The organism is Paraburkholderia sp. D15 (assembly GCF_029910215.1).
Classification (GTDB): Bacteria; Pseudomonadota; Gammaproteobacteria; order Burkholderiales; family Burkholderiaceae; genus Paraburkholderia.
The window spans coordinates 2,138,828-2,160,083 of the sequence record NZ_CP110396.1; the positions used below are offsets into that span (position 1 = coordinate 2,138,828).

Consider the following 21,256-nt stretch of genomic DNA (forward strand, 5'->3'; position numbering starts at 1 on the left):
CCACAGCCTTTCCGCAATCACCCTCAGCCCACGCCCCAATGTCGCAACAACGTGAGCCCATGCACGCCATGCGGCCACACATGTTCGCCGACGAACCACGCGGCCACCCACGACGCCGCCACCACGATCAGATCGCAGTGCCCGCTATTCCATAGATTCAGCGAATGCCGGCCGGCGACCCACGGTACGCCGAGCGGATTCGGCCAGTCGGCGAACAGGTGCATCAGACCGCCGCACGCGAAGCCGAACGCCGGCGCGGCATAGAAGGAATGCCCGAGCCAGTGCCAGGACACCGCGAGCAGCACGACCCAGCCGATGCCCCAATGCGTCAACGTGCGATGCGTGATCCACAGCCTGCGCGTGCGCGACCACCACGCGACTTCGAGCCAATCCGGCGCCGTGGCGCCGGCCACGCCCGCGATGAAGCTCAGCAAAACGCCGATGTGAAACGAACCGCCGCCGCCCGTTCGCGCGACGATCGCCGCCGCGATGACGCCCGCCGCGAAGCCGGTTGCGTGATGTGCCTTGCTGGATGCCATCGAAACGTGCGCCGCTCGAAGAATGGAAGGGCGGCTATGTTCGCAGATGAGCGCATAAAAAAATAGCCGATGCGCGACTTAAAAAATTCGCGCATCGGCGTGGGGTTCGACAAGCAGTAGGACGACTCGACGCTCAGGTCGCGCAGCGTGCGATATCGAAGCGCAGTTCGGGTTCGGGCGGATCGTCCGGTGCGTTCGCCGGATGCATCACCTTGATCACCGAGCCGGCGTTGTACGGCGTCAGCGTGACGAAATACGAGTTGTTCGAATCCGAGCCGATCGCGAGTTCGGTGGCGCCGCCGACATTCGACATCCGCACGCGCGACAGACGGCTTTCGAGGCAGTTGGCGATATACGCGGGCGCGTATTGCGACGACACGTACATCAGCGGTTGGGACGCATCGCGGATCGGTCCGCTGGACGAGCCGCAGGCGGCGAGGCAAGCCGTCACGACAGCGACGGGGGCAAGCAGGAAAAGTCTGTTCATGGTCCGGTCGTCGGCGTCCCCGGTGAAGCGCGGGAACTTGGGGCGCGGGCGAAGCGCGACGCGTTTCAGCGCGTATCGGCGTCATGCTTCGCGACGAAGCTGCCGTTCAATCGCAAACGCGTTGCGGCGCGCATTTGCGGCGGAAAGACAGCCGGGCCAGTATACCTATCGCATCGTCTCTGCGTCACTACCTCGCTGCACGACGAAGGCGCGGAGTAGCGCGGAGTCATCAACGTCGCATCGTTTCGTAAGCTGTATGAAAAAACCCGCGCGTGATCGTGTCACGCGCGGGTTGATTTGCTGTCGCCAAGCGGACCAATCGCACCGATGCGTCCGCTTCGCCGAGCTCGTCGATACGCGGGGCGACGCCAGAGCCGCCCCAACCTTCGACACAAGCCTTAGAAGCGGTGACGCAATCCCACCGCCGCCGCAACCTGATTCCCCGTCGACGACGGCGCGAGCGTATTGATCGACGCGACGTTCGCGCCGAAGTTGCCGAGCTCGCCCGACGCGTGCTGATACACGCCTTCCACATACACGTCGGTGCGCTTGCTCAGCGAGTAGTCGCTTTGCAGCGAGACGGTGTGCCACTTCGGATCGCCCGAGCCGTTCGAGCCCGTCATCTTGCCGTCCGTGAACGTGTACGAGGCGGCGAGGCTCAGTGCCGGCGTCAGCGCATAGCGGCCGTTCACCTCGTAGTTGTCGAGATGCAGGTTGGTGCCCGCCACGCCCGGCAAGGTCGCGCCGCCGACATCCACACCCGTGATGCCGTCGAGTTGCGTATGCGTGTACACGAAGCCGGCCGTCGCGGGGCCGAACGTGTAGTTGACGCCCGCGCCGAACGTGCGCTGCAGGTTCGCCGCAACGGCCGCGGTGCCGTCGCCTTGCGAGACCGCGCCGCCCAGATTCGTGCTGCCCGAGTTATTCAGTTGCAGGTAAGCCGCCGCGACGCTCAACGGACCGTTGTCGTACGAAGCGCCCGCGCTCCACGCGCGATTGTTCGAGAACTGGCCGGCCGAATTGCTGAAGCCGTACAGGCCGCCGAACTTCAGACCCGCGTAGTTCGCGCTCGTGTACTTCACGGCGTTCTTGATCGAGAACGAGTTGTCGAGGTTGTCGTTGTCGAACGGATGGGCTGCGAGGTTGTTGCCGTAACCCGCGCCGGCTTCCGATAGCGGCGCCAGATAGTCGACCACGGAATCGTATTGACGGCCGAGCGTCAGCGCACCGTACTGGTCGCTCTTCAGACCGACGAAGGCCTGACGGTTGAACATCGTGCCGTTCTCCGTATCCTGGCCGTTGTTCAGATTGAAGCCGTTTTCCAACGTGAAGATGGCGTGCAGACCGCCGCCGAGATCTTCGCTGCCGCGCAGACCGAAGTAGGTGTTCGAGACCGAGCCGCTGCCTTGCTGCCAGTTGCTGTGGCCGCCCTGGTTGTTCGAGTAGACGAGGCCGGCGTCCAGCGTGCCGTACAGGGTGACGCTGCTCTGCGCGTGAGCGTTGATGGCGAACGCGCCCATGAGGCCTGCTGCGATGAGGGTTTTTTTCATGTTTGGATAACTCCGGGACAGTGCATGGGGAATCGCATTCCAGTGCTGAGCGCCGCATGCGCGGCGGCCTGGCGATCCGCAGCGAAGTGTATTCCCGTCATTCGAATCTTTAACCGCGTATGGCACAACAATTAATTATCGAATTGGAAATGAACTTTTAAATGCTGGATAAGTGCGGGTAAATAAAGAGGAATCGAGTCGAATGAAAAATCCGGAAATGTTCTCGCGGAGCGTGCGATGTTGTTCGGTCGCGACGCGGCCTGCGTATGTTACGGGGCAAGGATGTGGAAGGTGTGACGACTGATTTTGCGATTCCTTGCGCTTTCTGCAACGCACTCTTCCAATTCATGCGATCTATTCGGGCGAATTACGCATCTACAATTGAGCCACCCCTTGACCAAGGGTGTCTTTTTCATCTTTTATACGCGGCCCACGGGCCGCGTTTTTTTATGGTGTTTTTATAATCGATTTATAAGTTCCCGCCAAACGCGAAGCAGAATATTTCCACTCGTGACTGCCGAGTGACCGCGCGTGTCCACGCGTGACCACGCGTGACCACCGCGTGAACGCCTCATCCGGCCTTGTCCGGAAGTCATAGGGCCACGTTGGGCGAGGGGCGGGCAGGTAGAATTGCGCGCTTGAGATCTGCGCATCTGCACGTCAGATCTGTTTCCTGCCCCGCGAACGTGAGTAAACCTGTAATGACCGATACGCCCCTTCCTTCGTCCGGGAACCCTGTCGATACCGAGGCCGACCTCGCGTCGGAAGACTCGTCCGAACTGGGCGAGACCGTGCACGAAGACCGCCTGTGGCGCGACGACGGCTGGACCGCGCGCGTCATCAAGAACGAAGACGACGACGGCTGGGCCGTCGCAATGATCAAGGACGGCGAAGCGGAACCCGCGCTCGTCGGGCCGTGGACCATGGGCCGCAACAAGAAGGACCCGAAGCCGCTCGATACGTCGGCGTTCAACACGCTGGTGAAGACCGCGTCCGAAGTGCTGCGCCGTCACGAGCAGCAACTGCGCGCGCAACTGCATAAAGCCGTGCGGGTCGCGAGCGCGGACGGCAACGACGAACTCGACATCACGCTCGACATCGTTCCCGACGACATCGAACCGTACGCGTTGCTGACCGCGCTCGATGTATTCGGCGAGCAGCTCGCGCAGGTGCAGGTGGCGCCGAATTTCAAGCTCAGCAAGGCGAGCGCGGTGGCGTGGGTCGAAAACGAGTTCCGCCGGCCGGGCTGATCCCGGGTTGATGACGGTCTGACGGTTTCACAGACTGACCGCGCGCCGGCGTGGGCGCCGTGCGAGGAAAAATTGACAGGCTGAATTCAGCTAACGGCAAGCTGAATTAAACATTACCAATAGCTGTCAATATACTTTCACATTCACTTCATAGAATCCTCGCGTCATAGCGGCGCGAGCGTGAGCCATGCGGTTGCGGGTTCAGCGTGCGTGCCGGCTGTGCATTCACCCACGCTACCCGAACTCTGGATCACGACAACATGGCAGAGCCGTTCGACCTTTCCCGCCGCAAGGCCCTGAAACTTCTGGCCGGTGCGCCGATGCTGCCGCTGGGCGGCCTCGCCACCGCCTCGATGCTGACCGCCTGCGGTGGCGGCAACGACCTCGCCGGCCCCGCGGGCTCGGCCGCCACGCCGACCGCGAACTTCGCGTCGGCGTCGTTCGCCAGCATGCCGGCGCCGTCGCTCGCCAACCCCGCGGCCATGGCGACGACCACGGTCGGCTCGAGCCTGAGCGTCGCGTATTCCGATGGCTCGAAGCGGGCCTACAAGCTCGCTTATCAGCCGTTCTTCATGACCGGCGATCAGGTGCCCGACGGCAAGGGCGGCACCGTGCTCGCGGGCGGTTATTTCGACATCAACAATCAGCCGATCTACGACAACACCGATCCCGCGCGCCGCCGCCAGTTCTTTTCGGATTCGCCGGACGGCACGTCGCTGCTGAAGATCGAGGGTGCGAAGGTGGCCGGCGTGAAGGGCAACACGGTGTTCGCCGTGGTCCAGTTCGAATACACGACGCGCTCGCTGTCCGGGGCCGACATGTACGGCCGCCTGCCGTCGCCGATCGCGGTACTGACGCTGGATCAGGACCCGGCCACCGGCAAGCTCACGCTGGTGAAGTATCACAACGTCGATACGTCGCCGGCGAACGGCTTGTGGATCACGTGCGGCGCGAGCCTGTCGCCGTGGAACACGCACCTGTCGAGCGAGGAATACGAGCCCGACGCATTTACCACCAGTTCGAGCAACCTCGCGCAGTACAAGGCGTTCAACGACAACCTGTACGGCAACACGAACATCGCGTTCAACCCGTATCTGTACGGCCATCTGCCGGAAATCACGGTCAAGGCGGACGGCACCGGCACGGTGAAGAAGCACTATTGCCTCGGCCGCATTTCGCACGAACTCGTGCAGGTGATGCCGGACAACCGCACCGTGCTGATGGGCGACGACGCGACCAACAGCGGTCTCTTCATGTTCGTGGCGGACAACGAAAAGGATCTGTCGTCCGGCACGCTGTACGTGGCGAAAGTCGGCGCGGGCTTCTCGGTCGATCCGTCCGCTGCCGGCGCGGACCTGACGTGGGTCAAGCTCGGCCATGCAACAAGCGCGGAAGTCGAGGCGATGGCGAAGTCGAACCGCCCGCAGGATGTGATCGACGTCAAATGGACCGATCCGGGCGACGCGAGCTACCGGAAGATTTTCGCGAGCGGCGTCGCGCAGTGGGTGAAGGTCGTGCCCGGCAAGGAGAAGGTGGCGGCCTTCCTGGAGACGCACCGCTATGCGTATCTGGCCGGCGGCAGCATGGGCTTCACGAAGATGGAAGGCACGACGGTCAACATCAAGGACAAGATCGCGTACTCGGCGCTGCAGAACATCGTCGATTCGATGGTGAAGGGCAACACCGCGAAGGGCTGGAACGCGGAGAGCAACATTGCCGTCGACGCCGCGATCAACGCCGGCGGCGTGCTTCAGCACAAGCTCGCGGGCGGCCAGCGCGACACCGGCGGCGCGGCGATCAACAGCGAGTGGGTGCCGGTGCACACGAGCGCGCTGCTGGTCGGCAAGGACATTACCGCCGACGCGCTCGGCAACAAGGCCGATCCGGAACGCGTCGCGAATCCGGACAACCTGAAGTTCTCGGAGAAGCTGCGCACGCTGTTCATCGGCGAGGACAGCGGGTATCACGTGAACAACTTCCTGTGGGCGTACAACGTCGACACGAAGCAGCTCACGCGCCTGCTGTCGACGCCGGCCGGCGCCGAGTCGACGGGTCTGCATGCCGTCGACGAGCTGAACGGCTGGACCTACATCATGAGCAACTTCCAGCACGCGGGCGACTGGGGCAGCCAGCATACGCAGACGCTGAGAGACACGCTCGATCCGCTGGTGCGCGCGAATTACAAGGACCGGTATGGCGCGTCGGTGGGGTATCTGACGGCGGACCCGGTGGCGCTGAAGCTGTAAACAAGCGCGGCTTGCGATGTATTGCCAGATGCCCCTGGGTCATCTGGCGAGGCGATTCGCGACCCGGGGTATAACGCCCGTCAGCCGCACGACCGGAAATAGCGACGCCAGAAATAGGTGAGGCCCCACAAGGGGGCCTCATAATATTCGCCGTTCCACGCGATTGATGCGCATGCGACGCACCTTTTGCGCATCAACTCCGTTTGCAGAAAATCGCCGTGATCAGCGGCGCCACGCGATGCACGATCGCCGTGCTGCCCGCCGCGGTAACCGCGCTCTGCACCTTCGATTCGCTGCCGAACACCACCACGCCGTACGCCGAGCGCGCGACCGGCTCGCCGTCGCCGACGCGGAACATCGGGTCGTCCTTCTCGTAGCCGACCACCGCGAATACGTGGAAACCGTACGCACTCAGATCCGCGCCCGAGGTCGGCGAAAACGCGTTGATCGAATTGCTTTCCACGCGCGTCGGTTTCGGATCGATCAATTGCTGCTGCGCAAGATCGGCGATGAACTGGTGGCCGCTCTCATTGCAGAGAAGCGGCGTATCGAGTGTGGCGGCGTGACCGGTCAGCGGCAGTGCGCCGGTCAGCGCAAGGAGTGCAGAGGAAAAAATGCGTTTCATAAAGTGAACGGCGATCGTTGTTCGATGTAGTGTGTGCGCAACGGGCGGCGGTGTGGCGGCGCGGCCCGAAAGACGTTGCGCATCGAAGGGATCCCGCTTGACAGGCGCAACTGGATTCGCACTTTATATCGATTCGGCAGATTTTGCTCGGCCGCTAACATACTGCGGCAATGAGTCCGCCTCAAAGAAACGTGCGGGAAGAAAGCAATCTTTTGCGATCCCGTATATATTTCCGGGTTATGAATTCGAGACCCCAAACTCCAATTAACGTGCCGCCGCCCCGAACCTGGGACGCGCGGCTCGCCCGCCGACTCGTCACCCCGCTGGTCAACACCTGGGTCACGCCGAACCACCTCACCACGCTGCGCCTGCTCATCGGGCTGGCGGGCGCGCTGTGCCTCGCTCACGGCGGATTCGCCTGGGCCAACGCCGGCGCCTTCCTGATCGTGCTGTCGAACTTCGTCGACCATACGGACGGCGAACTCGCGCGCATCGGCGGGAAGTCGAGCCGAATCGGTCATTTTTACGACCTTGCGTGCGACGCGCTCGTCACCGTCATGCTGTTCGTCGGCATGGGAGTGGGTGTCGATGCCGCGCATGTCGGTAATCTGAAAATCGAGCCGGGTTGGCTCGGCGCGCTGGCCGGCGTCGCCATCGCGCTGATTTTCTTCCTGCGTATGCGCATCGAGGAAATGGCGGGCAAGGCGGGCACGAAGCAGGCATCGGTCGGCGGTTTCGAAACCGAGGACGTGCTGTACCTGCTGCCGATCGTCACGCTCACGGGTGTCGTCGGGCCGTTCGTGGTGGTCGCGTCGATCGGCGCGCCGCTGTTCGCCGCGTGGGTCGTGATCGACTACTGGCGCGTCGCGCGCCGCACCGCCGTACCGGTCGCTTCTAGCGCATCGGTCGCGCCGGTCGCGACAGTCGCCGCTGCTCCCGAAACCCGTCAGATGTGGGCCAGCGAATGAGTACGCACGCCGAAGACGACGTGGTCGCGACAGTCGCAGCGAACCGGGGCGCGTCGTCCGCCGCCGCGCCGATCGCGCCCGCGCCGAATGCGGACCACGCGGTCGCAAGCCGCACGCGAACGTTCGACACGCCGCGTCTGCGCAAGGATTTCACCGGCCAGGACGCATTCCTCTATCTCGAAGACTTTCTTGCGCCGGAAGTCACCGCGCAACTGGTGCACAGCGCGCGCTCGCTGCTCGACGAGGTGAACCGTAATTACCTGCCGGGCCACAAGCAGGGCGGCAGCGTGAGCCGTCACACCATCGACCGCCTCGCGCCGTTCATCGCCGAGCTGTATCGCTCGAAGGAACTGATCGGCTGGCTCGAGCAACTGAGCGGCGACAAGCTGCAGGTGTCCCCGGCGGACGATCCGCATGCGTACGCGCTGTATTACTACACGCGCGCGGGCGATCACATCGGCTGGCACTACGACACTTCGTACTATGACGGCCGCCGCTACACGCTGCTGCTCGGCGTGATCGACGAATCGTCGTGCCGCCTCGACTACGAATTGCACACGCGCAATCCGGACGTGCCGGACCAGCCGGGCTCGGTGCAGATTCCGCCGGGTGGTCTGGTGTTTTTCGACGGCGACAAGCTGCGTCATCGCATCACGCCGGCCGGCGCGAACGAGATGCGCGTATCGCTGACGTTCGAGTACGTGACCGATCCGAACATGCGGCCGTGGCGCCGCTTCATCTCGAACATGAAGGACGCGATCGCGTACTTCGGGTTCCGCCAGGTGTTCCGTCAGATGACCGCGCGCGGCAAGGATCGCTCGTGAGTCGCGCCGCCCTGATTCTGCTGTCGATCGGGACGGCGCTGTTTGTCGGCCTGCTCGCGTGGCAGGGTTTCGGTTCGGTCGCATCGACGCTGCTCGCCGCCGGTTGGGGGCTCGCACTCGTCGCGCTGTTCCATGTCGTGCCGCTCGTGCTCGATGCCGGCGCGATTTCGGTGTTGTTCAAGAACCGTCACGACGGTGTGCATCACGATCTGTCGCTGCGCGACGCGTTGTTCGCGCGCTGGATCGGCGAATCGGTAAACAGTCTGTTGCCGGCTGGGCAGATCGGCGGTCCGGTGCTGATGGTGCGGCAACTGTCGCAGCGCGGCATGCGCATGCGCGACGCCGCCGCCGCGATCACCGTCAGCACGACCGCGCAAGCGCTCGCGCAAATCGTCTTCGCGTTGGGCGGATTGCTGCTGTTCGGCGCCTATGCCGCGCATGGCGCGCTGCACGATCTGCAAACCGCCACGCTGATCGCAACCGGCGTGCTGGGCGCGATGATCGTCGGCTTCTACTATGCGCAGCGGCGCGGGCTGTTTGGCCGGCTGCTCGGCGTGGTGTCGAAGGTGTTCGGCAAGCGCGACTGGTCCTCGCTGATGACCCGTGCCGAAGCGGTCGATGCCGCGGTGCAGGCCATGTACCGCGAACGCGGCCGGGTCGCGGCGAGCTTTGCCTTGAGCCTTGCAGGCTGGATTGTCGGCACGGTCGAAGTGTGGCTCGCGTTGCGCTTTCTCGGTCATCCGGTGGACTGGGTCGACGCGTTGCTGCTGGAAAGCCTGGGTCAGGCGATTCGCGGCGCGGCGTTCATGATTCCCGGCTCGCTCGGCGTGCAGGAAGGCGGTTATCTGCTGCTCGCGCCGCTCGTCGGGTTGCCGCCGGATGCGGCGCTGGCCTTGTCGTTGGCGAAGCGTGCGCGTGAAATCCTGCTAGGCTTGCCGGGTCTGCTGGTTTTGCATTTCAGCGAACGAAGCTGGCAACGGCGGCGCGCCACGGGGCGCGTACCGGTTGTCGATTAAACTCCGTATTTTTTCAAAGGACCGCGCATGCGTGCCATCATTCTCGCAGCGGGCCTCGGCCTGCGTCTCCAGCAACCGCCGCAGGCCCAGTTTCCGAAGTGTCTGTTGCAGTTCGACGGCATGAGTCTGCTCGAACGGCATCTGCAGATGCTCGAAACCGCCGGCGTGACGGATGTCGTGCTGGCGCTCGGCTTCCAGCCGGAGTCGGTGCAGGCGGAACTGGAGCGCATCAACTGGCCGCACAAGGTCGAAACCGTGTTGAACACGCGCTTCGATCTGGGCAGCGTGCTGACGGTGCACACCGTCGCTGACGCGCTGACGCGCGGCGGCGACGTGCTGCTGATGGACGCCGACGTGCTGTACGACGAACGCATTCTGAACGCGCTGGTCGCCGGCGAAACGGTCAACCGTCTGTTGATCGACCGCGATTTCGAAGCCGGCGACGAACCCGTCAAGCTGTGTCTGAAAGACGGCGTGCCGGTCGAACTGCGCAAGCAGCTCGCGGTCAACCTCGACTACGACACCATCGGCGAATCGGTCGGCTTCTTCCGCTTCCGCCAGGAAACCGCGCAGCGTTTCGCGGAGATCGTTGCGGGTTATGTCGATAGCGGCCGGGCCAACATGCCGCACGAGGAAGCGGTGCGCGATCTGCTGCTGGAGCGCAGCCAGGTGTTCGATACCGCCGACGTGACCGGCGCGCCCTGGATCGAAATCGATTTTCCGAATGACGTTGCACGCGCAACGACCGAGATCCTGCCGCAGTTGCAGCCGCTGGTCAGCGCATCGCGGTAAGACGGGTTCGCGACTCGACGCGACTCAGAGCAACTCAAGGCAACTCAGAGCAACTCAACGCACCGCCGCGCAAGCGAGCGCGACGAAAGCACAAAGAGCCGGCTCCCGCCGGCTCTTTGCCGTTTACGGCCCGCGTAACAACATTCGTTGTCGATGCGATGCCATAATCGACGCTTTACATCGACGGCCTCCCAACCTGTCGCTCTGCCAATGCCCTTCGCTTTAGGCACTTTCATCGTTCCGCTGATCGTCGCTTGCGCGATGTTCATGGAAAACGTGGACGGCACGGTCATCGTGACGTCGCTGCCGGTTCTGGCGCGCGATCTCGGCCAGGACCCCATCACCCTCAAACTCGCGGTCACCGCCTACGTCATCGGGCTCGGCGTGTTCATTCCGATCTGCGGCTGGGTGGCCGACCGCTTCGGTTCGCGGACCGTGTTCCGCACGGCGATCGGCATTTTCATGGCGGGTTCGCTGATGTGCGCGGCGTCCACCTCGCTCGGCACGTTCGTGGTCGCGCGCTTCGTGCAAGGCATCGGCGGCGCGATGATGGTGCCGGTGGGGCGCATCATCATCTTCCGCTCGGTGCCGAAGTCGGACTTCATTCGCGCGGTCAACTATCTGACGGTGCCCGCGCTGCTCGGGCCGGTCGTCGGACCGCCGCTCGGCGGGTTCATCACGACGTATCTGCATTGGCGCCTCATTTTCTTCGTCAACATTCCGATCGGCCTGCTGGGCATCTGGCTCGCGAACAGGCATATCGGCAACGTGCGCGAAGCGCATCCGGGCCGGCTCGACTGGACCGGCTTCGTGTTGTCCGCGAGCGGCGCGTCGCTGTTCATGCTGGGGTTGTCGCTAGTGGGCGGTGAACTGGTGTCGAACGCGGTGTCGTTCGGCATGTGCGCGATCGGCGTGGCGTTGCTCGTGTTGTACGCGCTCTACGCGAGCCGCGTCGAATTGCCCGTGCTCGATTTGCGTCTGTTGCGCATTCCGAGTTTTCACGCGAGCGTGGTGGGCGGATCGTTGTTCCGCATCGGCCTCGGCGCGGTGCCGTTTCTGTTGCCGCTCGCATTGCAGGAAGGTCTCGGCATGACGGCCTTCAAGTCCGGCTCGATCACGTGCGCGTCCGCCTTCGGCTCGATCTTCATGAAGGCGGCGGCGTCGCGCATTCTCGAACGCTTCGGTTTTCGCACGGTACTGATGTTCAACGCGGGCTGCGCGGGTCTGGCGATCGCGGTGTATGGCCTGTTCTTTCCGGGTACGCCGCATTGGCTGATCTGGTGCGTCGTGTTGTTCGGCGGCTTCTTTCCGTCGTTGCAGTTCACGTCGCTGAACACGCTCGCGTACGCGGATATTCCGAGCCGCGACGTGGGCCGCGCAACGAGTGTTGCCAGCGTGATCCAGCAGATCTCGCTGGGACTCGGCGTGACGATCGGCGGCATCGTGCTGCAGCTCTCGCACAACGTGCAGGGACACGCGGCCATCGTGTTCTCCGACTTCTGGCCGGCGTTCCTCGTCGTAGGCCTGTTCTCGGTATTGTCGATTCCCGTCACCGCGCGTTTGCCGCACGGCGCGGGCGATGAAATCGCGCGAGGCAGTCGCGGCCGCGCGTGATTTTTTGTGTGCCGCAGCATGCGGACTACGGACAGTTGCGGCTTCGCAAGCGAGCGGTTCGCATGTTATAAGCCCAAGGCAGCTCCTGTAATCGTCAGGTCATCGCGTCGTCTTGGGGGATCTTCAATGAGGTTGTTCCGCAACGCCAAATCGTCTGCCGGCGGGTTCGCGCTGGTTGCACTCGTTACCGTTTCCACCGGCTTTCTCGAAGCGACGCCCGCGGTCGCGAAGACCGCCGCGAAAAACCAGCCCGCCGTACTCACGGCCTCCGCGATCGCGGTCGCGGATAAATACAGCGCCGACGCCGCCGAGCAGATCTTCAAGGAAGGCGGCAATGCCGTCGATGCGGCCGTCGCGATTGCCTTCACGCTTGCCGTGACGTATCCGGAAGCGGGCAACATCGGCGGTGGCGGCTTCATGACGCTGTATGTCGGCGGCAAGCCGTACTTCCTCGACTATCGCGAGCGTGCGCCGCTGGCGGCCACGAAGAACATGTACCTCGACGACAAGGGCGAGGTGATCAAGGGCATGAGCCTGTTCGGCTATCGCGCGGTGGGCGTGCCGGGCACCGTCGACGGCATGTGGCAGGCACAGCGCCGCTTCGGCAAGCTCAAGTGGAAACAGGTGCTCGCGCCGGCCATTCACTATGCGCGCGACGGCTTCGAAGTCAGCCAGCAATTGCAGGAACGCCGCGACGCGGCCGCGAAGGACTTCGCGGGTAAGACCAACTTCGACACCTATTTCGGCAACCTGAAAGAGGGCGTCAACTTCAAGCAGCCGGATCTCGCCGCCGTGCTGCAACGCATTTCCGATCAAGGCGCGAAAGACTTCTATCAAGGCAAGACCGCCGATCTGATCGCGGCGTCCATGCGCGGCCACGGCCTGATCACCAAGGCCGACCTGCAGCAGTACAAGGCCGTCTGGCGCGACCCGATCCAGGCCGACTGGAACGGTTATCGCGTGTACACCGCGCCGCCGCCGAGTTCGGGCGGCATCGGCCTCGTGCAGTTGCTGAAGATGAAGGCCGACATCGCGCCGGACTTCAAGGACGTGCCGCTCAATTCCGCGCAATACGTGCATCTGATCGCGGAGATCGAGAAGCGCGTGTTCGCGGACCGCGCGCAATATCTCGGCGATCCGGACTTCTACAAGGTACCGATCGCGCAATTGACCGACGACGCGTACATCGCCAAACGCGCGGCGGAAGTGAATCCGAACACGCCGTCGGACACGAAGAGCGTGGTGCCGGGACTCGGCACCAACATGCCGGAGAAAGCGGAAACCACGCATTTCTCGGTGATCGACAAGTGGGGTAACGCCGTGTCGAACACGTATACCATCAACGGCTATTTCGGCTCGGGCGTGGTGGCGGATCGCACCGGTATCGTGCTGAACGACGAGATGGACGACTTCTCCGCGAAGCCGGGCGTGGCGAACATGTTCGGCGTGGTGGGCAGCGACGCGAATTCGATCGAGCCGAAGAAGCGTCCGCTGTCGTCGATGAGTCCGACCATTGTGACGAAGGACGGCAAGGTGTCGCTGGTGATCGGCACGCCGGGCGGGTCGCGTATTTTCACGTCGATCTTCCAGGTCATCAACAACGTGTACGACTTCAACATGCCGTTGCAGGACGCGGTCGCGGCGATGCGCTTCCATCACCAGTTGCTGCCGCCGAACACGATCTTCTGGGAGCCGTACAAGCCGATCGAAGGCGAACTCGCGCAGCAGATCGAAGCGAAGGGTTATACGCTGAAGGGGCAGGATTTCAGCGGCGACATCCAGGCGATCAAGGTGAATGGCGATACGCCGGAAGCAGCGGCCGATCCGCGCGGACGTGGCGTGACGCGGGTGATTCCGTAGGCTTTACGCCGAAGTTGCACGACGTGTCGTGCAATCGTGCAATCGTGAATGCCAATGCAAAAAACCTCGCACTTGAAAGAGTGCGAGGTTTTTTTATGGGCCGATTGTGTCGTGACGTTAAGCTAAGACGTTGCGCGTTCAACTAACCTGCTCGACGGGCGTCAACGTCAGATCGAGCTTTTGCGTGCCAGGCAATACCGTGACATTCACCGGCCTGCCGATACGCGATGCGTCGGAGTGTGCGCTGCAGACTATCTCGTCCGCGCGGCAAAAGTCGCTATCATGGGTAAGAACCCCAGGCTCGCGGCGGTAACACGGCTGACACCTCGCGCTTCGATAATCGAACGCGGTCGCGTCGTGATTTTCGCCGCGCGCTTAACCATTTCCGTTGCCAGGAGAGCCGCAATGAAAGAGCTGGATCCGAGACCCGAAAGCGAGCTGCTCGCAGAGCGGCAACGCCGTTTCGAGGAAGACCTGATCGACGCGTATGACGAAGAGCTCGAAATGGAGGTCGACGACCGCATTATCGACGGCGCCGAAGGCTTCACGGCCGAGCATCGCGAAGCCCGCAAGATGTACTTCCGCGAGTTGTTCCGCCTGCAAGGCGAGCTGGTCAAGCTGCAGGACTGGATCGTGCAAACGGGGCATCGGCTGGTAGTGATCTTCGAAGGGCGCGACGCGGCCGGCAAGGGCGGCGCGATCAAGCGCATCACGCAGCGGCTCAATCCGCGCGTGTGCCGGGTGGCCGCATTGCCCGCGCCGAATAACCGCGAACGCACGCAGTGGTATTTCCAGCGCTACGTCTCGCACTTGCCGGCGGGCGGCGAAATGGTGCTGTTCGACCGGAGCTGGTACAACCGCGCGGGCGTCGAACGTGTGATGAATTTCTGCTCGGACGAAGAATACGAAGAGTTCTTCCGCTCGGTGCCGGAGTTCGAGAAGATGCTGGCGCGCAGCGGCGTGCAGATTCTCAAATACTGGTTCTCGATTACCGACGAAGAGCAGGAGATCCGCTTCCAGAATCGTATTCACGATCCGCTGAAGCAATGGAAGCTGAGTCCGATGGATCTGGAAAGCCGCCGCCGCTGGGAAGCGTACACGCAGGCGAAGGAAGTGATGCTGCAACGCTCGCATATTCCCGAAGCGCCGTGGTGGGTCGTGCAGGCGGTCGACAAGAAACGCGCGCGCCTGAACTGCATTCACCATCTGCTGAGCCAGGTGCCGTACCACGAGGTCGAGCATCCCACGGTCGAGTTGCCGGATCGGGTTCATCACGACGAATACAGCCGTCAGCCGGTCCCGCAATCGATGATCGTGCCGGAGATTTACTGAGCGTTCGCTGGCCGGAGTCTGTTCCGTTCCGGCCGGCAAAAGAAAAAGCGCGGCTCGATGTGTGAGCCGCGCTTTTTTTTTATCCTGCCGGTCCGGACCGCTAACGAGAAGTCGGACCAGCGCGTTTTTCAGTACGTTCTTTTGGGTCGCGTTTCAGAACACCATCCGGAACACCCAATACAGCCCCGCCGCGAGCGCGATCGACACCGGCAGCGTCAGCACCCAGGCGAGGATCAGGCTGCGCACGGTGCCCCATTGCAGGCCCGAGCCGTTGGCCGCCATCGTGCCCGCCACGCCGGACGACAACACGTGCGTCGTCGAGACCGGCAGACCGTACATGTCAGCCGCGCCGATCGTCAGCATTGCGACCACTTCCGCCGATGCGCCCTGGCCGTACGTCAGATGCTGCTTGCCGATCTTCTCGCCGACCGTCACGACGATCCGCTTCCAGCCCACCATCGTGCCGAGACCCAGCGCGATGGCGACGGCCACCTTCACCCAGGTCGGAATGAACTTGGTGGCGTGATCGGTCTGCGCCTTGAAGTTGTCGATGGCCTTCTGGTCTTCCGGCGCGAAGGCCGGTTGCTTCGCCTTGTCCATCAGGCGGATCGCTTCGGACGCCACGTACATGTTGTTGCGCACGTTATCGACAATGCCTTGCGGCACCGCGCCCATCGAACCCGACGCGCTGACCTGATGCGTGATCTGGTCGGTCAGTTGCTGCAATGCGGGCAGCGTGGCGGGCGTCAGTTGATGCGTGCGGACATAGGTTTCCACATCGCCGCGCGGATTCGTCGAGGGCGTTGCGCCCTGCGTGTACTTACCGAGCGTCGCCGACGCATGTTGCGCGACCGCGATGAAGGTCTGCGTCTGTTCCGGCGTGACCGCCTTGTTCAACGCGTAAGCGGTCGGCACCGTGCCGATCAGGATCAGCATGATGAGGCCCATGCCCTTCTGACCGTCGTTCGAACCGTGCGCGAACGACACGCCGGTACACGTCAGGATCAGCAGCGCGCGAATCCAGAACGGCGGCGGTTCCTTGCCCTTCGGTTCGGCATACAGCGCGGGAACACGTATCACGGCCTTCAGGACCAGCAGCAGCAAGCCGGAAAGAAGAAAGCCGACGATCGGCGAAAACAGCAGCGACTTGCCGACGCCGAGCGCCTGGTTCCAGTCCACGCCGCTGGTGCCGTTCGCACCATGCATCATTTGATTCATCAGACCGACGCCGATGATCGAGCCGATCAGCGTGTGCGAACTCGACGACGGCAAACCGAAATACCAGGTGCCGAGGTTCCAGATGATCGCCGCGATCAGCAGCGCGAACACCATCGCGAAGCCCGCGCTGCTGCCCACCTGCAGGATCAGCTCGACGGGAAGAAGTTGCAGCACGCCGAAGGCGACCGCGCCGGTCGAGGTCAACACGCCGAGGAAGTTCCAACTGCCGGACCACACGACCGCGAGGTTCGGTGCGAGCGAATGCGTGTAGATCACCGTGGCCACCGCATTGGCGGTGTCGTGGAAGCCGTTCACGAATTCGAAGCCGAGCGCGATCAGCAACGCGACACCGAGCAGGAGATACGGTAGAACCGAGCTTTCGCGGACAGGTTGCAGATCGTCCACGAGATGCATCGCGCAGTAAGCGGCGCCGACGGCGATCACCGCGAAGAAGATAAGCAGGCTTAGGTTGCGCCCCTTACCGCTTGCAGTGCCCGGTTGCGGGTACGAAAGTTCCGGCATGACTTGTGCCCCAAGATAGTTTGTCGCGGAACTACCGATCCTGCGGGGCACGTGTGTCGTATTGATGACAACGGCGTGACACGCCGACGGGACCAAAGTCGCGCGGAAAGGCGCGCGGATATGGGCCGAGCGCCGCTTCGAAGGTGAGTTGCGTAAAAAACCGTCGGATACCGATGCTCAGATGTCCGAAAAAGAAGGCATGTGCGACGGCTGAAAATGGCGAAACTTCCCCGCTCGCCTGCCGTGCATACGGGTCGATTTTTATCGGGAGCCGTGTGTGCCTGGACGTGTCCCGGATTCCTCGTTGCGATGCGACCGGGTTCGCGTGTAGCTAAAGATAGTCGCTGTCCGTGCGCATTGCCAAATGAAAGGCGGAAAAAATAAATGCGTAAAACAAGTGCTTTTTGCGCATATTTTGTGCGAGCGTTGTTGATGTCGCGCAGCGCGGGACGAACGACTTAAGCTAACCCATACCTTCCGGGCCTCGTATTTGCTAATCTCACTGCAGGGTGTTTTCAACGGAGCGTCGATGAAACGCGAGAGTTTGAAAATGGATAAACGGCCCGGCGACGAAACGGTCGTCGACGTTGCGCCCTCGGCGCAGTCAGCCTTCGCATCGTATGCAGCGCCGATCGTGGATCAGGCCATCGAAAACGCTCACGCGGTGCGCGACGATGCATCGCCCGAAGCGCTGCACAAGCTGCGGGTTTCGCTGCGGCGCTTGCGCTCGCTCTGGTGGGCCTTCGAGCCGCTGCTGGAGAAGGGCGAAAACACGCGGCAACGCGCGCTCTACAAATACCTCGCCACCGCGGCTGGCAAGACACGCGACTGGGACATCCTGATCGAACTGATCGCGCGCAAGGACGGCGCGGCGAATGCAATGACCGCGAGTCTCGATCAGGTGCGCGACAACGCGTTCGCGACCAGCCGCGAAACCCTCTCGAATGCCGACGTCAAGCATCTGCTGCGTGAAGCGTTGACGACCACGTCGACGGAATTGAATACGGCGCATGAACGCCTGCCGTTGCGCAAATTCGCGGAGCGACGAGTCGCGGCGTCGGAACGGTCGCTGAAAAAGCGGATGAAACGCGCGCGAGCGGCGAAGCGCTCGAATTACACCGCCTTTCATAATGTCAGGAAGGCGGGCAAGAAGCTTCGTTATCTGCTCGAGTTTTTCGCGCCGGTGTTGAGCGGCGGACACAAGCGCACGGTGAAGCGGCTCAAGCAGATCCAGAAGCGCTTCGGCGCGCTGAACGATGTGGTCGCGAGCGAAGTGCTGCTGCGCGACAACGCGGCGTTGCTGAGCGGAGCGGGGGCGGTAGCCGGCAATGCGGATGATGCGTTGCAATGGCTCAAGAAAGAACGCAAACGCAGAATGCGAGCGGCTGCCGCCGTGCTGCGCAAGATGTAGCGATGCGGCGATGGAGCGATGGAGCACGCCGTAACCGACGCCGCGCTACACGCCTTGACCTTGCCGCTGACGTTGACGCTGTGCACGCCTTGGCGCAACACCGCGTAGCGTGATCGCATCGCGTGCGTCTTCAATTTCCCCACTCACCTCGGCGGCACGTTTTCCATTCGCAAGCTCCTCCGGCGGCGTGGTATGCGCCACCGGAAAGCCACGTCGCTGCCATGCATCCAGACCGCCCTTCAGCGCGCGAATCCGCGTGTAGCCATGCCGGCGCATCCCTTGCGTAATCTCGACGGCGACCGCGCTGTCCGGGCAGATGCAGTAGATCACCACGTCGTACGCGTCGAGCGCGGCGTCGATCTGCTCAGTCGAGTGCGGGTCGAAAGTTTCGGCGCCGGGGATGCGTCGTTGCACGGCGAGCGCTGGCGTTTGTGGACGTGCATCCAGTACCTTGGGCGGCGCGATGCGGCGCCAGCCGCCCGTGCCGTCCTGCGTTGCGGTGGCAGCCGTAGCGGCGGCACGGCGTTGCCGTTCGCGCCGCCGTTGCAGCACGCGATACGCGAGGTACAGCAGCGCCGCCGCGAGCAGAATGTCGATCACCGTGCCGCCGCGCGCTTTCACGAAATCGAGCAGCATGTGCAATTCGCGCTCGGCGGCCGCGCCGCCAAGCAGCCAGAAGTTGGCCCAGGCGAGCGCGCCGGCGAGGTCCCAGATCGCGTAGATTTTCGTATCGACGGCCGTGGTGCCCATCAACGGCGGCGTGATCAAGCCGAGACCCGGGACGAATTTCGAAATCGCCACGAGCGGCACGCCGTAGCGTTCGAACAGCGAGCGCGCCTTCTCGACCTTCGCGTCGATCGCGGGCGACAGGCGGCCGAGTGCGGCCATCAGCCTGCGGCCGTACAGGCGGCCGGCGGCGAACCACGCGCCGTCACCGATCAGCGCGCCCAGCACCGCCGCGCCGAGGATCGGCCAGAACGACAGCGTGCCGGCCGCAATCGCGGAACCGGCGAACAACAGCACGGGCACGGCGGGAATCGGCACGCCGAGGCGCGTCAGCAACACGTTGACGAACACGAACACGCCGCCCCAGGTGGACACCGCCGACGTCGGAAACGCGATCAATTGAGCAGCTCCTGTTATTGCTGTTGGGCCGGCTTGACACGGGGCTGAGTCCACTGCCATGCAAGGTGTGTTCCCGATGCGCCGGGCGCGGCATGAGTGCGGAGCCCTGCCGCGCCTGTTCTCCCTGTGCCGAGGATACTCGATGACATCCGCACCGCCGGATCTTTGCAATTTCGTTCAAGACCGCGTGCCGCGTCCGCACCTACTCTGCCTGCTCGTTTCAACGACCGGGACAGCATGATGAATTCGCGGCATCTGGGGTATCTGTTTTGCGCGCTGGCGATGCTTGGCGTCGGCAGCACGGTGGTGGTGAGCAAGTCGATCGCGGCGGGTTTGCCGCCGTTCAGCGCGACCGCGCTGCGCTTCGCGATCGCGTTTCCGTTGTTCGTGCTGATCATGCGCTGGCGCGGCGTGCGCTGGCCGCGTCTGTCGCGCCGCGACGCGCTGCTGGTGATCGCGCAGGCGGGTGCGGGCAGCGTCGGCTACACGGTGCTGTTGATCAGCGGGATGAAGATGGCGTCGGCCGCGGATGCCGGTGTGATCGCGGGCACGCTGCCCTCGGTGTCCGCGCTCGTTGCGGTGCTCGCGCTCGGCGAGCGGCCCGCCCCCGCTTTGATCGGCGCGATTCTGCTCGCCACGGCCGGCGTACTGGTGTGCACCGTCCATCCCGGCGCGTTCGCCGGACCGCATGCGGCCAGTTCGTGGATGGGCAATGCGCTGGTGTTCGCGGCGATCGTCTGCGAGGCGTTGTTCATTCTGCTCAATCGCAAGCTGCGCACGCCGGTTGCGCCGCTGCCGCTGTCGGCCTTGATGTGCGGCATCGGCTTGCTGGTCGCGCTCGGGCCGGCGTGCGTCGAGAGGCCGTGGACAATCCCGCTCGACACGAACGCGCTCGCCGGCGTGCTGTACTACGCGTTGGTGCCGACGGTCGCGGGTTTCGTGCTCTGGTATGCCGGCGCCGCGCGCATCAGCGGCGCGGAGGCCGGTTTGATGACCGCGCTGGTGCCGGTCAGCGCGGTGGCGCTCGCGGCGCTCGTGCTGCACGAACCGGTGAGCGCCGCGCAATTAGCCGGCGTGGCCTGCGTGCTCGGCGCGGTATTGCTGGCCACGCTCGGTAAGGCAGCGAAGGCAGGCGTCGCACGTAGCAAGGCGCCGGGTGGCGGGACTTAAAAGCCGGGACCTAAAAGCCGGGACCAAAAAGCCGTCAGCTAAAAGCGAATACTTAAGTGCAGAAACTTAAGTATTCGCCACCGCCACCACGCCCGGATTGCCGACGATCGACAGAAACTCGCGACGCGTCGACGGGTCCGTGCGGAACGTGCCCAGCATGCGCGACGTCACCATCGTCACGCCGGCTTTGTGCACGCCGCGCGTGGACATGCATTGATGCGCGGCTTCGAGAATCACGCCGACGCCGGCCGGTTGCAGCACTTCGTTCAGCGTGTCGGCGATCTGCACCGTCATCTTTTCCTGAATCTGCAGACGCTTGGCGAACGCATCGACGAGCCGCGCCAGCTTCGAAATGCCGACCACCCGATGCTCGGGCAGATACGCGACGTGCGCGCGGCCGATGATCGGCACCATGTGATGCTCGCAATAGCTTTCGAAGCGGATGTCCTTCAGCACGATCATCTCGTCGTAGCCGTCCACTTCGGAAAACGTGCGGGCCAGGATCTCGCGCGGATCGACCTGATAGCCCGCGTAAAACTCCTCATACGAGCGCACCACGCGCGCCGGCGTATCGATCAGACCTTCGCGCGCCGGATTGTCGCCGGCCCAGCGCAGCAGGACGCGAACGGCTGCTTCGGCTTCTTCACGGCTCGGACGTTCGAGCGCCGCCGCGGGTTTGGTTTTTTTGGCCTTGCTGCTGGTCATGC

At 63.4% G+C, this 21,256-nt stretch carries 18 protein-coding genes; 11 read left to right on the forward strand and 7 right to left on the reverse strand.

Going from position 1 to position 21,256, the window contains the following annotated elements; translation table 11 throughout:
- Window positions 1-23 precede the first annotated feature (23 nt).
- The 3 genes from LFL96_RS29345 to LFL96_RS29355 all read right to left on the reverse strand — a co-directional run bounded on the left by LFL96_RS29345 (window position 24) and on the right by LFL96_RS29355 (window position 2,576).
- Window positions 24-539, reverse strand: coding sequence for a metal-dependent hydrolase (locus LFL96_RS29345; RefSeq protein ID WP_281001398.1), 516 nt, complete (start codon window positions 537-539; stop codon window positions 24-26).
- Between the two features lie 133 nt (window positions 540-672).
- Complete coding sequence (locus LFL96_RS29350) at window positions 673-1,026, reverse strand: sugar ABC transporter ATPase (RefSeq protein ID WP_281001399.1); 354 nt, start codon at window positions 1,024-1,026, stop codon at window positions 673-675.
- 398 nt (window positions 1,027-1,424) lie between these two features.
- Complete coding sequence (locus LFL96_RS29355) at window positions 1,425-2,576, reverse strand: porin (RefSeq protein WP_281001400.1); 1,152 nt, start codon at window positions 2,574-2,576, stop codon at window positions 1,425-1,427.
- 701 nt (window positions 2,577-3,277) lie between these two features.
- On the opposite strand from LFL96_RS29355, the gene LFL96_RS29360 reads away from it, so the two are divergent.
- Both LFL96_RS29360 and LFL96_RS29365 read left to right on the forward strand, forming a co-directional pair.
- Window positions 3,278-3,826, forward strand: coding sequence for a hypothetical protein (locus LFL96_RS29360; RefSeq protein WP_281001401.1), 549 nt, complete (start codon window positions 3,278-3,280; stop codon window positions 3,824-3,826).
- A 260-nt stretch (window positions 3,827-4,086) separates the two neighbouring features.
- Entirely contained in the window at window positions 4,087-6,072 is a 1,986-nt protein-coding gene (locus LFL96_RS29365) for an alkaline phosphatase PhoX (protein WP_281001402.1), read from the forward strand.
- Window positions 6,073-6,265: 193 nt separating this feature from the next.
- Here LFL96_RS29365 and LFL96_RS29370 read toward each other — a convergent pair whose 3' ends face one another.
- Window positions 6,266-6,697, reverse strand: a complete 432-nt coding sequence (locus LFL96_RS29370; RefSeq protein WP_281001403.1) for a hypothetical protein — start codon at window positions 6,695-6,697, stop codon at window positions 6,266-6,268.
- A gap of 239 nt (window positions 6,698-6,936) precedes the next feature.
- Between LFL96_RS29370 and LFL96_RS29375 the strand changes: the two genes are divergently transcribed.
- From LFL96_RS29375 to ppk2, 7 genes are all read left to right on the forward strand, one after another.
- Entirely contained in the window at window positions 6,937-7,665 is a 729-nt protein-coding gene (locus LFL96_RS29375) for a CDP-alcohol phosphatidyltransferase family protein (protein ID WP_281001404.1), read from the forward strand.
- Window positions 7,662-8,489 (forward strand): 2OG-Fe(II) oxygenase, encoded by an 828-nt coding sequence (locus LFL96_RS29380; protein ID WP_281001405.1) that lies wholly within the window; start codon window positions 7,662-7,664, stop codon window positions 8,487-8,489. The genes LFL96_RS29375 and LFL96_RS29380 overlap by 4 nt, the downstream gene beginning before the upstream one ends.
- Window positions 8,486-9,505 (forward strand): flippase-like domain-containing protein, encoded by a 1,020-nt coding sequence (locus LFL96_RS29385; protein WP_281001406.1) that lies wholly within the window; start codon window positions 8,486-8,488, stop codon window positions 9,503-9,505. The genes LFL96_RS29380 and LFL96_RS29385 overlap by 4 nt, the downstream gene beginning before the upstream one ends.
- 27 nt (window positions 9,506-9,532) lie before the next feature.
- The gene (locus LFL96_RS29390) at window positions 9,533-10,297 is read left to right on the forward strand and encodes a phosphocholine cytidylyltransferase family protein (RefSeq protein ID WP_281001407.1); all 765 of its coding nucleotides are present in this window, start codon (window positions 9,533-9,535) and stop codon (window positions 10,295-10,297) included.
- Window positions 10,298-10,507: 210 nt separating this feature from the next.
- On the forward strand, window positions 10,508-11,911 hold the full coding sequence (locus LFL96_RS29395) for an MFS transporter (protein WP_281001408.1): 1,404 nt from the start codon (window positions 10,508-10,510) through the stop codon (window positions 11,909-11,911).
- 126 nt (window positions 11,912-12,037) lie between these two features.
- Entirely contained in the window at window positions 12,038-13,771 is a 1,734-nt protein-coding gene (gene ggt, locus LFL96_RS29400; protein WP_281001409.1) for a gamma-glutamyltransferase, read from the forward strand.
- 405 nt (window positions 13,772-14,176) lie between these two features.
- On the forward strand, window positions 14,177-15,103 hold the full coding sequence (ppk2, locus tag LFL96_RS29405; RefSeq protein WP_281001410.1) for a polyphosphate kinase 2: 927 nt from the start codon (window positions 14,177-14,179) through the stop codon (window positions 15,101-15,103).
- 153 nt (window positions 15,104-15,256) lie between these two features.
- On the opposite strand, the gene LFL96_RS29410 is transcribed toward ppk2, so the two are convergent.
- A complete protein-coding gene (locus tag LFL96_RS29410; RefSeq protein WP_281001411.1) occupies window positions 15,257-16,843 on the reverse strand; it encodes an inorganic phosphate transporter in 1,587 nt (528 codons plus the stop codon).
- Between the two features lie 550 nt (window positions 16,844-17,393).
- On the opposite strand from LFL96_RS29410, the gene LFL96_RS29415 reads away from it, so the two are divergent.
- Window positions 17,394-18,254 carry a CHAD domain-containing protein gene (locus LFL96_RS29415; RefSeq protein WP_281003890.1) on the forward strand — a complete coding sequence of 287 codons (861 nt, stop codon included), beginning with the start codon at window positions 17,394-17,396 and terminating at the stop codon, window positions 18,252-18,254.
- A 45-nt stretch (window positions 18,255-18,299) separates the two neighbouring features.
- Here the strand turns inward: LFL96_RS29415 and LFL96_RS29420 are convergent, their stop codons facing one another.
- Entirely contained in the window at window positions 18,300-19,379 is a 1,080-nt protein-coding gene (locus LFL96_RS29420; protein WP_281001412.1) for a VTT domain-containing protein, read from the reverse strand.
- A gap of 240 nt (window positions 19,380-19,619) precedes the next feature.
- On the opposite strand from LFL96_RS29420, the gene LFL96_RS29425 reads away from it, so the two are divergent.
- Window positions 19,620-20,549 (forward strand): DMT family transporter, encoded by a 930-nt coding sequence (locus LFL96_RS29425; RefSeq protein WP_281003891.1) that lies wholly within the window; start codon window positions 19,620-19,622, stop codon window positions 20,547-20,549.
- Window positions 20,550-20,615: 66 nt separating this feature from the next.
- Here the strand turns inward: LFL96_RS29425 and folE are convergent, their stop codons facing one another.
- Entirely contained in the window at window positions 20,616-21,254 is a 639-nt protein-coding gene (gene folE / locus LFL96_RS29430) for a GTP cyclohydrolase I FolE (protein ID WP_281001413.1), read from the reverse strand.
- Window positions 21,255-21,256: the final 2 nt, after the last annotated feature.